This window comes from Maribacter sp. X9 (assembly GCF_048537565.1).
In the GTDB taxonomy this organism is placed as follows: Bacteria; Bacteroidota; Bacteroidia; order Flavobacteriales; family Flavobacteriaceae; genus Maribacter.
Map to the genome: position 1 here is coordinate 3,517,144 of NZ_CP183215.1, position 15,033 is coordinate 3,532,176.

Annotated in this window: 11 protein-coding genes; 5 read left to right on the forward strand and 6 right to left on the reverse strand. The window is 37.4% G+C overall.

Going from position 1 to position 15,033, the window contains the following annotated elements; genetic code table 11:
- Positions 1-1,929, forward strand: a complete 1,929-nt coding sequence (locus ACNR9Q_RS15005; protein WP_419212044.1) for a RagB/SusD family nutrient uptake outer membrane protein — start codon at positions 1-3, stop codon at positions 1,927-1,929.
- A gap of 375 nt (positions 1,930-2,304) precedes the next feature.
- On the opposite strand, the gene ACNR9Q_RS15010 is transcribed toward ACNR9Q_RS15005, so the two are convergent.
- The 3 genes from ACNR9Q_RS15010 to ACNR9Q_RS15020 form a co-directional block, all read right to left on the reverse strand.
- Positions 2,305-4,773, reverse strand: a complete 2,469-nt coding sequence (locus tag ACNR9Q_RS15010) for a TonB-dependent receptor family protein (protein WP_419212045.1) — start codon at positions 4,771-4,773, stop codon at positions 2,305-2,307.
- Positions 4,712-6,091, reverse strand: coding sequence for an HTTM domain-containing protein (locus ACNR9Q_RS15015; RefSeq protein WP_419212046.1), 1,380 nt, complete (start codon positions 6,089-6,091; stop codon positions 4,712-4,714). The genes ACNR9Q_RS15010 and ACNR9Q_RS15015 overlap by 62 nt, the downstream gene beginning before the upstream one ends.
- An 86-nt stretch (positions 6,092-6,177) precedes the next feature.
- Complete coding sequence (locus ACNR9Q_RS15020; RefSeq protein ID WP_419212047.1) at positions 6,178-7,293, reverse strand: imelysin family protein; 1,116 nt, start codon at positions 7,291-7,293, stop codon at positions 6,178-6,180.
- Between the two features lie 141 nt (positions 7,294-7,434).
- On the opposite strand from ACNR9Q_RS15020, the gene ACNR9Q_RS15025 reads away from it, so the two are divergent.
- Entirely contained in the window at positions 7,435-8,619 is a 1,185-nt protein-coding gene (locus ACNR9Q_RS15025; protein ID WP_419212048.1) for an imelysin family protein, read from the forward strand.
- A gap of 76 nt (positions 8,620-8,695) precedes the next feature.
- Positions 8,696-10,093, forward strand: coding sequence for a di-heme oxidoredictase family protein (locus ACNR9Q_RS15030; protein ID WP_419212049.1), 1,398 nt, complete (start codon positions 8,696-8,698; stop codon positions 10,091-10,093).
- Between the two features lie 14 nt (positions 10,094-10,107).
- On the opposite strand, the gene ACNR9Q_RS15035 is transcribed toward ACNR9Q_RS15030, so the two are convergent.
- Together ACNR9Q_RS15035 and ACNR9Q_RS15040 are read right to left on the reverse strand one after the other, a co-directional pair.
- A complete protein-coding gene (locus ACNR9Q_RS15035; protein ID WP_419212050.1) occupies positions 10,108-10,665 on the reverse strand; it encodes a hypothetical protein in 558 nt (185 codons plus the stop codon).
- Between the two features lie 440 nt (positions 10,666-11,105).
- Positions 11,106-12,911, reverse strand: a complete 1,806-nt coding sequence (locus tag ACNR9Q_RS15040) for a hypothetical protein (protein WP_419212051.1) — start codon at positions 12,909-12,911, stop codon at positions 11,106-11,108.
- A 545-nt stretch (positions 12,912-13,456) separates the two neighbouring features.
- On the opposite strand from ACNR9Q_RS15040, the gene ACNR9Q_RS15045 reads away from it, so the two are divergent.
- Both ACNR9Q_RS15045 and ACNR9Q_RS15050 read left to right on the forward strand, forming a co-directional pair.
- Positions 13,457-14,413, forward strand: coding sequence for an IS1595 family transposase (locus ACNR9Q_RS15045; protein WP_419212052.1), 957 nt, complete (start codon positions 13,457-13,459; stop codon positions 14,411-14,413).
- The gene (locus tag ACNR9Q_RS15050) at positions 14,403-14,624 is read left to right on the forward strand and encodes a hypothetical protein (protein ID WP_419212053.1); all 222 of its coding nucleotides are present in this window, start codon (positions 14,403-14,405) and stop codon (positions 14,622-14,624) included. The genes ACNR9Q_RS15045 and ACNR9Q_RS15050 overlap by 11 nt, the downstream gene beginning before the upstream one ends.
- Here ACNR9Q_RS15050 and ACNR9Q_RS15055 read toward each other — a convergent pair.
- A complete protein-coding gene (locus ACNR9Q_RS15055) occupies positions 14,607-15,023 on the reverse strand; it encodes a hypothetical protein (protein WP_419212054.1) in 417 nt (138 codons plus the stop codon). The genes ACNR9Q_RS15050 and ACNR9Q_RS15055 overlap by 18 nt on opposite strands.
- Positions 15,024-15,033: the final 10 nt, after the last annotated feature.

The following is a 15,033-nucleotide window of genomic DNA, read 5'->3' on the forward strand; positions in this document are numbered from 1 at the left end:
ATGAAAAAACTAAAAATCAAAATGACCATTACGGCAGTGCTAGCTGTAACGTTATTTATAGGTTCATGTACGGAAGATCTACTTGAAGAAAACCCAAAGAGTGTTTTTACTCCAGACTTTTTTCAAAGTGAATCTGGTGTTGAGGGGGGTATTACCGCCTTGTATACGCATTTAAGGTTTCTTTATGGCGCTTGGAACTTTTACAACTCTACAGAAACCGGAACTGATGAGTATACTTGGGCCCAAAGTGCCGATGGTAACTTTAAGGATATGGATTTATCAGGTGTAGGTTCCATAATATCCACTAGTGCTCCTTCGGCAGGTCCTTGGAACGCATGTTTCAATGCCATAAATACGGCTAGTGGTATCATAGAAAATGCCGAAGCGGTCGGTATTGAGGAAGCATTAGTTTCCGAAGCACGTTTTTTCCGTGGCTTTGATTACTTCCTATTGGTACAAACCTACGGAGGAGTGCCTTTAGATTTAGGTGCTGGGGAGTTACAGTTCAACACCTCGACAAATAGAGGTTCTGTTCGTAATACGGTACCAGAAGTATATACGAGAGCTATTTTCCCCGACTTACTCACAGCTGTTGAAAACTTACCTGATACTCCTCGTTTAACAGGAACCGTAACTAAAAATGTGGCCCGTTTGTATTTATCAAAAGCATATTTAACGTATGCTTGGTGGCTAGAAAATCCAAATAACATACCGACTTATCCAGAAGCACCTAGGACTGACCCCGATGGCCATAGCGCTTCATGGTACTTTCAAGAAGCTTATAATATTGCAGCAACGGCAATCGATAATCCTGGACCTTATACCCTATTAGAATATTTCTATGATGTGCATTGGGCTCCAAATGATCGTCACACTGAAATGCTTTTATATGCAGATCATACCGAAGAAAGTGCCATTTATAATGGAGCTGATTTAGGTTTCGGAATATCAGGTGCAGAAGACAATGCTTCTGTTTGGATGGCAACTTGGAACTACACCACTATCAGAAGTTCTGGAGCAAGTACAGTTCAACGTGAAGCAGCCCAAAGTTATGGGCGACCATGGACAAGAATGGCGCCCCCAGTCAATGTATTTGAAGAAACATTCGAGGAAAAAGATTTGGACTCACGTTACGATGGCACTTTTGTAACTACGTACAGAGGTAATTGGGACAAAGCTGGAGACGATACCCCCAGTTATTTAAATGCCAACGACTTACCGGTTGAACCAGGCGACGCTATCTTGAGTTTCTTGGATGAGAATAACCCAGCTGTCGTATATCCTAGTGATGCAGGAGCTAGCAATGTTGGTGCCGGTGTCTTAGCGGGGAGATCAGACTTTGTTATCGAACCTGGAGCTATCAGTAGGGTTGTATATCCCGGTTTGTGGAAATTAGGCACCTATCGTACCGATAATAACGGTGGTCTTGGTTCACCGAATGCAGGTCTAACACGTCCTTTCCCAATTGCGAAATTCTCCGAATTTTACTTTATCGCTGCGGAGGCGGCGGTAAAAGGAGCTGCTACCCAAAGTAGTAAAAGTGCAAGAGACTTAATGAATGTAATTCGTGCACGTGCCGGAAAATGGCGTTTTGACAATGGAGAGCAAGAGGAACGAATAGAAGACAATAGCGATGCTCTAGTTAACGAAACTCCGACTACTATTGATGTCGACTTTATTTTAGCGGAACGTTCCCGTGAGTATTTTGGTGAAGGCTATCGTTGGTATGACTTGGTACGCACTCAAAAATGGGGCGAAATAGCTGGTAGTTATCGAATTGCAGGAACAAATTATGGTGACCATACACTGGTTACAGTTTCACGAACTATTGAACCTTTCCATTATTTACGTCCAATTCCGCAAGGTCAGTTAGATTCAATGGAAGCAACAGATGCCGAGAAAGCGGCCTACCAAAATCCGGGTTATTAGAAATAATAGTTTTAGTTGTTTGAGTTAGTTTTACTTAACACTGCTTGAAGTTTTAAAAAACTCTTGAGCAGTGTTTTTTTTGAAGGGTTTATCTATTTATGAAAAAATTGGATTCTTAAATACTAAGGTTTTACCCTATATATACTAAAGTTATATTGATCGGGTCATTTAAGTTGAATAGATTCCACTTAAAGATGCGCTCAAAATAAAACAAACCGAACCATGGCCTTACGATTCACAACTAGTGGCTGTTCAAATCAAAAACTATATCTCTAGCTACCCTTTAGTAGTACAGAAAGTTTCAGCGCCAAGGTAGAATCGAAATGAATAGTTCCACCGGGCCGCTTGGACAGTTCCTTTTTCATCAGATGAACTTTAAAATTTTATTTGTAAGGTGGTGTAAAATGTTCTTGGATCACTAGGTAAAATCCCCGGACCAGGATATCCTGTTGCCCGTCTTGTAAAATAATGGTTATTGGTGAAATTATTGATTCCCGCTTCCAATTTAAACTTCTTCCATACATACGATGCAGAGAGATCCGCTACATGGTATGCGGGTATCTCACCAAAAATGCCATAAGTATTATCGTTGGCACTTGTTTTACTGTTATTACTATCAGAAAATTGAGAGGACATATACGTCAATTGTAAACTGACTTTGAGGTTCTTATAGCCCAATGTGGTGCCGGTCTTGACATTTATCAGAGGAACAAATTCTACCTTGTTTCCCTCTATTCCCGGCGCATCGGTTTTTAGATATTCACTATTCGTAAGTGCATTGTTCACAAAGGCATTCCATGAAAAATTAGTGTATTGCCTAAAAAAACTATTGCTGATATCCCAATCTACCAAAGCCTCCCACCCATAAGTAATGGCGGTACCGATGTTACTTCTATACCGAACTGCTCCAGCGGCCCCGGTTGGGTTTGCCGTTGTATATTCCCCAATTTTATCGTCGTATAATAACGCATAAACACTCGTATCATAGCTCAAAATATCGGTTACTTTTCCGCGTATTCCAATATCAGAGGTGAATCCTTTTTCATCGGTAATAGCGGGATCTATAACCTGACTCGGTGCTATGGTTCGGATATCACTAAAGGTTACCGAACGGTAGTTCTGCGAAATATTTCCGTAAAACTCTGTGCGGATAGAAGGTTTATAGCTTACACCAACACCTAACAATAGGAAATTTCGATTTTTAACCACATTCTCCCCTTCTATCTCGTCTAAAATTATATTCCCTGCCTTATCGGTATTAATACGTCTATAGTATCCATCGGCTTTTGTACGTATATTTTCAAAACGAAACCCAGGGGTTATGCTTAATTTAGAAGACAACCGAAAAATATTCTCTCCAAAAAAGGAAAGATTTAAATTAGGATAGACATAATCACTCTGATTCGCATAATTGGGAAACTCTTCTGTAGCCAAATTAAAATCAGCTCCGTTACCACTACTTCCCGGTCCTTGTATAGCCGTATTTCTAGCTTGATAGTATTTTACCCCTAGAAGCAATGCATTATTTTGTTCTTTCAAACTATACTTTTTTAGATATCTGGCTTCTGCACCCCAGTTAACAAAATCTCCCAAAATTAAATCCCGTACAGTATCTGGCGTATCGGAATTACTTACTCTATTGGAGCGATATCCCACAGCCCTTCTACTGGCATCCAAACCAAATAATTGAAGTGAAAAATCAGCTTTCTCGTTAAACTTATGCTTTAAACGCAAGGCAAATAAATTCCAATTTACATCGAACCAATTACGTGTTCTGTTGCTTTGAAACATATCCTCATTAAACATAAAATCTGTAAGGCCCCCTGGTTGCTGCGCTAAGTAATCGAACAAAGTATAATCGAAATGCAAGGACGTTCTATCGGTAAATTTGTAATTGAGGTTTATATAAAAGTTTCGGCTATTGAAACTAGCATTTGGCCTAAACCCCTCCCCGTTTTTATAATTGAAAAAAGTATAGTAACCGAACTTATTTTGAGTACCACTTAAACTGGTGAAATTTGTATAGAGGCCATAAGAACCTAAGGTGTTTCTGCTAATTATTTCTAGTGGTCTTGTTGCCGGATCATGCAGGTTAAAATTTACTAGACCTCCGAATTGAGTACCGTATTGTAAAGAAGCTGCACCCCTAACGACTTGTATATCTTTTAAAGCTTCTGTTGGAGGCGTATAATAACTTTCTGGGTAGCCCAATACATCTGCACTAATGTCGTAGCCATTTTGGCGGGTATTGAAATTGCTGGTACGATTAGGGTTTAGGCCACGCCCGCCAATGTTTAGCTGCAAACCCCCATCTGCGTTCTCGTTAAAAGTGATACCGGCGACCTTCGCATAAATTTGCCTTGCCGTATTTATAGACTTGTTGGCTACTAATTTATTTACACTAACTGTCTCCGTTTTTTTACCTGAAAATATGGCGGTCTCTTCAATATCCCTAAGATGTTTAAGTGTAAAAACCCGATCTTTGTTTCGCTGAATTACCACCTCGTTAAGTGCTATGATCTCTTGTAAAGTTATGATGACTTCTTCTGAACTAACTTCGTATTGCTCCTCTAGTACAACAAAATTATCTTTATACAGCACGAGTTTGACCGTATTGCCTTCTACAGGAATTATAAAACGGCCTTCACCATCCGAAAAAGTATGGTGTCCCTCAGTATCGAACACCTCGACGTCTGGCATCGCCACGCCATTTTGATTTTGTATAATTCCTTTAAAATCTTGTTGCGACCACACAGTTGCGGACATAAAAAATACTGCAATACTAAAAACCCCAGATAGTATCTTCAAAAGGGAGTATCCAAGTTTTGGTTTTAAATGATTCATGTTCTTTGGCTAGGTTTATATTTGGATCTATATAGAGTTTACTCAATCTTCCGTTAAGGCTAACATAGCATTCTACCGTTACTTCCGGATCGATCATTCCATCATTTTTTGTATAATAGTCGTGCAAAAAATGTGCATATTCTAAAATAAAGTCGGGCTGAAAAGACATTTGTTTCTCTTGAAATCGGGTAAGAAACTTCGCATTATCAACTACCTGAAATTTTCCCGCATCTGGATCAGAGATGGTAAATTGAGCATATCCTGCTTTTTCCATGAGCATTACCCGCCAAGAAAAACGATAGCCTTCCTCTGTCCAAAAAAGTTCTTTGGGATACAATAAATTACGGAAAGGCACAAGTAATTGTAAGAGCAACACAAAAGCAAGAACTATAGGTATTATAATATTTGTACCCAAAGGTGGATGCTTTTTAGGAGTAAGCCCGTTCCTTTTTTTAGCTTTCCACTTTCCTTTAGGTAAAATTTTCATCATCCTATTTATCGCATTTCTATGGAAGGAAGAATCAAAAAATATAAGAGAAGAGACGATCATCACAAAAGGAAATACCCCGATAGGGAACAGAATACGGGTAAGGACATGAAAAACCACAACGAATATAAAACCAAATATGCGTGTGCGCCTCCATAGCAGCAAAAAAACGATGCCTAAATCATACAAAGCACCGGTCCAACTAAAAGCATACGCCACCCACTCCTTCCCTAATAATGGACCTATCAATGGTAAATCGGCATTGGCCGGTAACCATATTTTCAAAGGCATGGCATTTAAAAGCCAGTCAGAATTCAATTTGGCCAAACCAGCATAAAAATATACGATAGCAAGCAATACCTTAATTATGTCTATTGTATAGCGAGGAACCTTGTTGCTGAACCTACTCCTATCCTTTTGGGCATCGACAGAGAAAAACACATTTGCCGGAAGAAAAATGAGCACAAAACTTACTACCGAAATAAAATAGTAATGATTCAAATAATACGTCTTGTCCATAAGCTCTATATACGTAAAGCTCAAGAAAAAGAGTATAATACTTGCTCTATACTTATAGCCGGCTGCAACCCCCAAGGCGGAAAGGCCACAAATAACAAAAAGTAAATAGGTAAAAGTACCCAAGGGCTTTACCCAACTAAATCCGTAATAAGTAAAATGAAATTGCGGCGTTATATAGAATTTATCGATCCAACCGTTGATAGCAAACCTTAAAAGGCTAAAGAACATCATTAAACCAAAAGCCATTCTGTAAAAAGAAAGAACGGCAGCATCAGTATAAGAATTAAAATATGCGGTTACCTTTTGATACATTTTTACTCACTAGGTGAGGTTAATAGCATTTCAGGAATTCCTAAAAACACTTTATATATACTGATAAATTTCAAGGCTATCGTTGCTTAATCACCATCACCATCTACATAATCTATGGTAAGACTTAAAGCACTGATCATATCGACCTTAAGATATACTACATTTTGCTGGAATGCATTGTAAGTAGCCACCATAAGGCTATTGTCAGCGGATATTTGCTGGCTAAAACTATTATCCAATTTATTTATTTCAGAGAAGATAGTTGCATACTGACCATTGATAATACCGCTTAAACTCTGTCCGTTGGACTTCGCTCCCATAGCATCTAAAAACTCATTTAATCCAGGGCCTGAACCATTGGTTCCAAAGCTTGCTCCCTTAAAGAAATTTTGCGAAGCCTTGGTCGCTTCTAGAAGCAGCTCTTTACTGATATCGTTACTATAGTAACCCTCTACTTTATCAGGAAAAAGAGTGCCATTACTAAAGATTCCTGCAGGAATACCCACTTTAGGAGCTCTAATGTCCTTCTCTAAATTTTTAATGAAGTTATTGGCCATTTGGTTCAAAGAACCTGTAATCGCATTGTCGAGACCAATAAAAGTAGCTCGGTAACCCCCGGCCCAGTCCTCTAAGACAGCATCGGCCGTTAGTTTAAGTCGGGCACTAAGAGCTGTTAGATATGCTTTGTAACCAGCGGCCTTCGCGCCATCGGTATATAGTGCCAAAATATCTTCGTCAGTTTCTTTCACCCCATACAACATGTAGTCTAAAGCCGGAAAACCTTGACTTGCAAATTGTGCCTGAGCACTAAGGTTATAAGCGCCAGAACTTATATTAGCTTCAATATTTCCAGCATCTGTAGGGTAGGTATTTGATGATTCTAAAAGCTTCAGGTCCGTCGCCTTACCCATATCGAATATGCCAACATGTTGATATGCTTTATAGGCTTCTAACCATTTGTTCCTTAAATCTAAAAGTGTTTCCGTTCCTGGATTTTGCGTAAAGGTGATAGTACTCTCGTTCAAACTATTTACCTTAAGTTGATAGTTAGTAAAAGCGGGAATGATAATATTATCAGCCCAACTGACCAACATAGCTTCTTTATTGTAATTAGGGTCAACAGTAGAATTATCATCACCACTATCAGAAGAGCATCCAGTGAAAAGTACAATAATACTTAATGCAAAAACTAAAACTCTCATTTATTTATTTTTTGCAAACTTAAAAAACTTATTAACACTATCTTTATTTATTCTAAATAAATTTTGTTGTGGATTTTTTTGGTGTGAAAAATCAAAGTAACTACTTTTACGCTGTTTTTAATAAGTCTAAATAACTATAATATGAAAAAAAGATACCTGACCCTTTATGCTTTAGCCTTTGCCACCTTAACCTTCGTTGCGTGTAGTGATGACGATGGCAATGATGGTACTCCAGACGAAAGCACCAGTAAATCAAAGGTCATAACCAATTATGCCGATATAGTCTACAAAAATTATAAAGATGCTCTTGATGATGCCATAGAATTAAAAACCGCCATAAATACATTTACAGAAAATCCTACTCAAGAAAATTTTGATGAAGCCAAAGAGGAATGGAAAGAATCTAGAGAAAGTTACGGTACAACAGAAGCCTTTCGTTTCGCTAATGGACCTATAGATGATGAAAATGGGCCAGAAGGTCTTTTAAATGCATGGCCATTAGATGAAAATTTTATCGACTACGTAGAAGATAACGGTACGGTTACCGAAGGTGGTATTATCAACAGTACAACAGAATATCCTGAACTCAACAAAGCAGTTTTAGAAGGTCTTAACGAAAATGGAGGAGAGAAAAATATTAGTGTCGGGTATCATGCCATTGAATTTTTACTTTGGGGGCAAGACCTGACCGCTCCTTCCGAATTTCTACCAGGCCAACGCCCATATACTGATTTTGTGGATGGAGGTACTGCCCTTAATCAGGATAGACGTAGAACCTATCTCAATATTTGTGCAGATCTAATTATAGACAACCTTACTTATTTAGTAGATTTATGGGCTCCCCAAGGTTCTTATCGAAGTACTTTTTTAGCCCTTGATGAAGATGTTGCTTTGCAGAATATGTATTTAGGTATTACCACTTTAGTTTTGGCCGAATTACCCGTAGAACGTATGTCAGTTGCTTTGAGTAACGCAGATCAGGAAGATGAACATTCTTGTTTCAGCGATAATACACACCGCGATATCATTCTTAACCTTAAGGGAGTCGTTAATGTATATTATGGCACCTATGGGGATATAAAAGGTCCTTCTTTGGCCGATTTAGTAAAAGAGGCCAACATGGAATTTTACACCAGTACGGCTAGTGCTATTACAGAGGCAGAAGATAAAGTAGGAGATATATATGTGCCTTTTGATTATGCCATCGCCGAAGGGGAAGAATCTACGGAAGGTCAAAAAGTAAAAGCTGCCGTAGACGCCTTAATGGACCTTGGTGCTAACCTACTGGCCGGTGCTTCTTCTATAGGGGTAACGGTAAACGGTTAATTTTTTTTAAATAATGTCTTTATAAAAGTGCTGTATTTTTGCAGCACTTTTAATTATTTTAGGATGTATCATGAGCATGAGAAGTATTAAAGTGAGCTTACTTTTATTAAGTACTGTCATCATTACAAGTTGTAGTACTGATGATGAATATATCTCTTTAGCTCCAGAGGATGGAGAGCAGAATTCTGGTGGGGTTTCTACGGTTATAAACGCCTCTGCAGAAGCATTTGGCTTTTCTAGTTCGGCCTTGACGGCAGCACAGCAAGTAGATTTCGGTGTCGGAAATTCTTTCTTTAGGCAAAGCTGGGTCTCCGCACCTTCCTCTACCACTGCCCGTGACGGTTTGGGCCCGTTTTTTAATGCGGTCTCTTGTTCTTCTTGTCACTTTAAAGATGGTCGTGGTCGTCCCCCTGCTTTCGATGGGGAAATAGGAACAGGTTTGTTACTTAGATTAAGCTTACCGGGTGTTGATGAACATGGAGCTGCTTATTCGGAAGCTACATACGGACATCAATTACAAGATGCCTCAGTTCTCGGACAAAAAACGGAAGGACAGTTCATAATTACCTATGAAACCTCGAACGAGACCTTAGCCGATGGTACGCAGGTTGTCTTAAAAAAACCCATTTATAGTATTGTGAATTTAGAGTATGGCCCTTTAGCCCCAGAGATTTTGGTATCGCCGCGTGTAGCCAATCAGATCATAGGGTTAGGATTATTGGAAGCTGTTCCGGAAAGCACAATTCTGGGGTTTGCAGATGTTGACGATGTGGATAATAACGGAATCTCGGGTAAACCCAATTACGTATATGAATTAGAAAGTGATTCCCAGAAATTAGGCCGTTTCGGTTGGAAAGCTAATCAACCTTCAATAAAACAGCAGGTGGCAGGCGCGTTCTCAGGAGATATGGGAATTACCTCATACCTATTCCCTAATGAAAATTGCCCTCCTGGTGTAGATTGCGATGTGATTCCGAATGGAGGTTCTCCAGAAATAACGAATGCTAATTTTGACAAAGTTGTATTATATTCCCAATCCCTTGCAGTTCCTGCCCGTAGAAATTATAGTGATGAGAATGTTTTAAATGGAAAGGAAATTTTCAACCGTATTCAGTGCAATCTATGCCATATTCCAAAAATGCAAACCGGAAACACCTATTATATCAACGGCTTTAGAAATCAAGTAATTCGTCCTTTTACAGATTTGCTTCTGCACGATATGGGAGAGGGCTTAAGCGATAATGCACCTGATTACCTTGCCGAAGGTACGGAGTGGAGAACTCCGCCCTTATGGGGCATTGGGCTTATCAACACTGTTAATGGCCACACAAAATTACTACATGATGGTCGTGCAGATAACATTACAGAAGCCATATTATGGCACGGTGGAGAAGCCTTACAAGCAAAAGAAGATTTTAAAGCACTGGGTACAGATGAACGGGAAGATCTGCTTGCCTTTATAAACTCACTATGAAAATTCCCAAACCATTATAAATAATACCAGGCCGAGTCTCCTTGATTTAATAATATCCAAGAAGTCAACTTTTTCGTTTTAGGATCAAACGCTAAAGTTCCTAAAGGTTTATGTGGGCTTTGTTTTAAGTAATATACCATAATAAAAGGGGAAATATCATGTAAGCTTTTTCTAAAAGGACGATATATAGCATCCGTTTTATTATAGAAACGAAGAGGTTTAGCATCTAGGTTTTGCAAACCATGTTTACTAATCGCCTTTATAAAATAGGTATTGAACAACCCATTTTTATATTCGATACTGTAAACCGTATTGTCATAAATCGAATCTTTAGAGGCTTCGTTAATAAAAAGAAACTTCTGGATAACGGAATCTTTTGAGATGTCAAAAATAGTATCAGGTTTATCCTGTACATATTCGGCTAATTTTTCTAGATTCTTATAATATTCAATTTCTTCCGGAAGCCAATCCTTAAATTTATCTCCTTGTGAATAAAGCACTGAACAAAAAGAAAATACACCTACTGTAATAAGAAAAAATATGTTCTGTGTAAATATTGTCTTATAGTTCATTACAAAATTGGTCAGTAGACTTCCACATATAAAAATAGGTAAATTTCAAAAGACAAAACTACTGTCTATACGCTTAAAAATCTCTTTGCAGGAGATTTTCAGCTGTAACGTGCATTTCTGCCTCATTCACGAAGTAGACCCAGATCAATGTCCGGCTAGATTTTCCACTTCCGCTACCTAACATTTAATCATACTTAAATCGGCCACCATCATCTTACATGGGCCATGAAGTTTCTATGCACCTTACACATTTAAAATTACGTATTACATCTGTCTTGCACTAAAGATGGCAACTCCATTCTACATCTATCACCTAACGTACCTTATCAGTTTTTTGGTTTAGGTAAATTCGTATTTAAAGAGTCCCTTATATTGTATTTCGTTTGGCAGAGATTGTCTAAAGATTGTAAGAAAGATATACATCATTTAAAACCATCAGCCTAACAGCTCTCCAATGTCAGCTGAACCGAATTAAGTTTTTTCTTATAAAATAAAAGTTCTTTTTGAATACACTTATTCTCCGAAGAGTTTGAGATTTTAAATAAATCTTGGTAATATTCTATTCCTACCAGTAAATTACTTTTAAAAGCATCCCATTTTTTAATCTGCTTAGCGGAAACTTCTTCCGACATGGTTTCCATTTCCTTTATTAAATAATCTACATACATTTTTAATTCCTTGACGAACATGTTCGGACGATTATTTTGGGATAGGATTGAATTATTTCCGTAAATATGCTGGATCATAGCAGACAGTGAAACTTCTTTATCGAAATAGGCAATGTTAGGTCCTGGACAAATGACAACACCCTGTGCCTGCCCTTTTATTTTTATATTATTTTCCAATAAAGATGCGTTGGCCAAACCTACACAGAGACATGCCTTTTCATTTATTTTAGACTTAGCGTTTTCGTAAGTATTCTTAGATAATTCACCTTTTCTTGCTTCTAATTCCTGTAATTTAACATCTTGGTATTTTTTAGACGCAGTGCAAACTCCTTCAGGGCCCAGTTCTTTGCTTAAGGCCAAATATTTTTTAGGACATGAACTCCCGGCTTTATTGTTATCGATACGTTGTTGCTTTAGGTATTCATTTGTAGTTCCTTTAATGGTATTGAACGGAATTCCTAAAGGCGAAATAGTGCTTAAATACAAATCCTTTTCGTCTGCTTTTACTAGTAGTTTTCTAGTTTGTTCATCCACAGAGGTAGCTTCTGGTACTAATAAAAATGGGGTTCCCCAGCCTACGGAATCTACTTGGTAATTTTCCAGTAAAAATTGATGTTCTGCAGCGGTACCTACACCTCCTTGAACTGTCAGTTTTAAATCTAAAGGAAACTCAGGGACAGTCAACCCTTTTTGCTTTAAGCCCTTTATGTAAACCTGATGGGTGTCTTGGATTAATTCTGTTTTCTTGCTCTTAAATTCTTCTAAAATCGGTCCTAGTAAATACCCATCTGTTGCAAATGCATGTCCCCCACAATTTAGACCAGATTCAATTCTATATTCTGAAACCCAAAGTCCTTTTTTTGCTAAGAATTTACCTTGTATGGTTGCTGAGCGGTAATCACTGACCTTAAGAATAATCTTTTTCTTTAATTGGTTGTTCTTGTCAGGAAAGAAGTCTTTAAAATTTTCAAAGTAGCTATATAATCTTGGATTCATTCCTGCCGAGAGTACCACGGAAGAATTAAGGTTACTATTGGCAAATCCACGAAGTGATGCATGTGCGTCGTTAAATTCAACCGGAAGTTGTTCGTTTTTATTAAAATTGTCTTTATCAACCTTGGTCATGATGTTTACATCAATGTCGCCCGCTTTCAAATGTTTTTCCAAAAAGTTTTCAATATTCTCCTTTAAAATATACCCTTCATCCATCAGGTTCACGAGCCCTTCTTTTAAATTGGAGGTATTTGGTAACATGGCAATGAAGTTTTCTAATGCTGATTTACTTTCAGCTAGTTCAGACTTAAATTTTGAGAATTTTTCCTTAACAATGGTATCTACTAGGTTTAAATAGGATGTTATACGTGCTGCTCGGTAGTCCTTTGCTTTCTTGGTTATTTCGTTATAGGGCAGATTCAATTTTTTGCTGTAAAGTGCATTCATTTTTTCCATAAGCTCATCATCGATAATGGAAATTACAGAAGAAATTCCATAATGGGCCACGCGAATAGGACTGTCTATGGTATAGGCTAACCCCATTACTGGAATATGAAAAGTGTGTATTGGTTGAGATGTAATCATGTGTATGTAACTTAAATAAGCTACAAATGTTGAAATTCTTTTTTGTCTAAAATCTGACTTATGTCATAATTTAAAGTCTTTTTAATCGTATTTTATGGAAGAAGGCAGGTACTATTTAAGATAAATTAGATAAGTGTATAAGTGATTGAAAAAGGTATGGGCCTTTCTATAAAAATCACGATATGCAGTTTTAATAAAGGCAGAGGTTATAAGTTGACGATGTCTTAAACCATTACATGCAGGTCAGAAAATAAGACACCTTCGATTATGATTTCAAAACTATTCAAATGAAACCAAGAAAAATTTAAATCCTTGGTTTTCATAAGATTAGTACTATTTAGGTGTCTTTTGACACCCTTTTCATTGAGGTGGCCGAGTTTGAACCCAACCACTCAATTATTTATATATCAATTAGTTAAATAACAAAAACTTGACTTTTGACCGATTTTTTGACTCTCTTATAAATGAACTTAAAATAAAATCGTACCTCTCCCTATAATGGAATAGGAATTGATTGAAACACTAACAAAATAAAGCAATCCGAGATGAATATACTAGAAGTACAAAAAAAATATAATACCCAGTTGAAATGCCTGAAATTACTGGAAAAATTAAGGTGGGGCAAAATCGTAAAATGCCCTTATTGCAGTTCAAAAAAGACCTCTCGCCAAAAAACCGAGAAAACACGGCATTCTTGCAAGAATTGTAAACGGTCATTTTCGGTGTTGGTTGATACCATTTTCGAGGATACTAGGCTACCATTACCTAAATGGTTCGCTATCATTACCCTTATGCTTAATTCAAAATCGGGTATATCCGCAAAAGAAATACAACGTAACATAGGTGGTAGCTATAAAACCTCATACTACGCAGCTATGAGGGTCAGGATAGGTATGTTGATACAGAATACCAAACTTAACGGCATGATCGAGATGGATGAAAGTTATTTCGGTGGAAAAGCCCGTAAAACTGGAAAGCACACGGACAATATTCCAGACCTTGCCAGTATTACCAATAAAAGAGGTCGTGGAACGAACAAAGTTTCCGTTGCGGGTATGGTTCAAAGAAAGGGCATGGTCAAAACTAAACTCATTGAAAAATTGACCAAAAGAAACCTTCTTTTTATGCTAAAGACCTACGCTAAAAAAGACAACTCCATTTTGATTACCGATGGTTTTAGATCGTATAAGGAACTTGAAAAATACATCGATAGGTTAGAAATAAACCACTCCAAAAGTTTCAGTAAGGGCATTGTTCATGTAAATACAATCGAGGGTTTTTGGAGTTACGTTAAGAACGGGATACGAGGTAGTTTTAAAGCGATAAGTAAGAAGTATCTACCGCTTTACCTGATTGAATACGAATGGAAGTTCAACCACCGAAATTACAGGGGTGACGAGTTCGATAAGTTCCTTAAAAACGCCTTGAAACAGGATAAGGAATTAGAGTACTGGAAAGCTAAAGACAGCAAACAAGTAAAGGAGGTGGCTTATGGGACTTAAAGATAAAAGTCCTATGGGTATGAATGAGGACGAACTTATAAAAATGTTAAATAATGAGAGAAACGCTAATTTGATATATCATAATTATACAAGAGATATTTCAGAATTAATAATTGAAGAATCCCCTATATATGAAAGAATTAGAAAAATACAAAATAGAATTATGAGATTAAATTTTGAATTAGGAGAATCATCACAAGAGGCTTTTTAATCTTGCATTTTGCTCGTGAAAAACATAAACATATTTAGAATGTATATAAATACCCCCAGTAGTATTGCTATTTCCCATTCCATATTTTTTAAAAAGTCTGGATTCGAGCATTCTTGCATTACTCATACTATACAAATAAAACTTTTTATAATTAGGAAGGTCTTCTATGTTTCTAGATTTTTTATGTGCTTTATATCTGCTATGGGTTTTATCTGTCATACCGGCATACCAATCAGAGTAATTAGGCTTAATTCCTTTAGGATAGAAATCCTTTATATGTTTCAAAATTTCCTTTTCAAATTCAGAAACTATTTTACTATTTGCAGGATGGCTTTTAAGATATTCATTTATAGAAAAACCAGCAGGTGCGCTAAGACCAATAATTTTTATTTCAGACATATCAATAAAA

Bases quoted from the DNA above. Each gene is read 5' to 3' on its own strand.
- ACNR9Q_RS15005 (WP_419212044.1), top strand. From the start codon at position 1: ATGAAAAAACTAAAAATCAAAATGACCATTACGGCAGTGCTAGCTGTA.
- ACNR9Q_RS15010 (WP_419212045.1), bottom strand. From the start codon at position 4,773: ATGAATCATTTAAAACCAAAACTTGGATACTCCCTTTTGAAGATACTA.
- ACNR9Q_RS15015 (WP_419212046.1), bottom strand. From the start codon at position 6,091: ATGTATCAAAAGGTAACCGCATATTTTAATTCTTATACTGATGCTGCC.
- ACNR9Q_RS15020 (WP_419212047.1), bottom strand. From the start codon at position 7,293: ATGAGAGTTTTAGTTTTTGCATTAAGTATTATTGTACTTTTCACTGGA.
- ACNR9Q_RS15025 (WP_419212048.1), top strand. From the start codon at position 7,435: ATGAAAAAAAGATACCTGACCCTTTATGCTTTAGCCTTTGCCACCTTA.
- ACNR9Q_RS15030 (WP_419212049.1), top strand. From the start codon at position 8,696: ATGAGAAGTATTAAAGTGAGCTTACTTTTATTAAGTACTGTCATCATT.
- ACNR9Q_RS15035 (WP_419212050.1), bottom strand. From the start codon at position 10,665: ATGAACTATAAGACAATATTTACACAGAACATATTTTTTCTTATTACA.
- ACNR9Q_RS15040 (WP_419212051.1), bottom strand. From the start codon at position 12,911: ATGATTACATCTCAACCAATACACACTTTTCATATTCCAGTAATGGGG.
- ACNR9Q_RS15045 (WP_419212052.1), top strand. From the start codon at position 13,457: ATGAATATACTAGAAGTACAAAAAAAATATAATACCCAGTTGAAATGC.
- ACNR9Q_RS15050 (WP_419212053.1), top strand. From the start codon at position 14,403: ATGGGACTTAAAGATAAAAGTCCTATGGGTATGAATGAGGACGAACTT.
- ACNR9Q_RS15055 (WP_419212054.1), bottom strand. From the start codon at position 15,023: ATGTCTGAAATAAAAATTATTGGTCTTAGCGCACCTGCTGGTTTTTCT.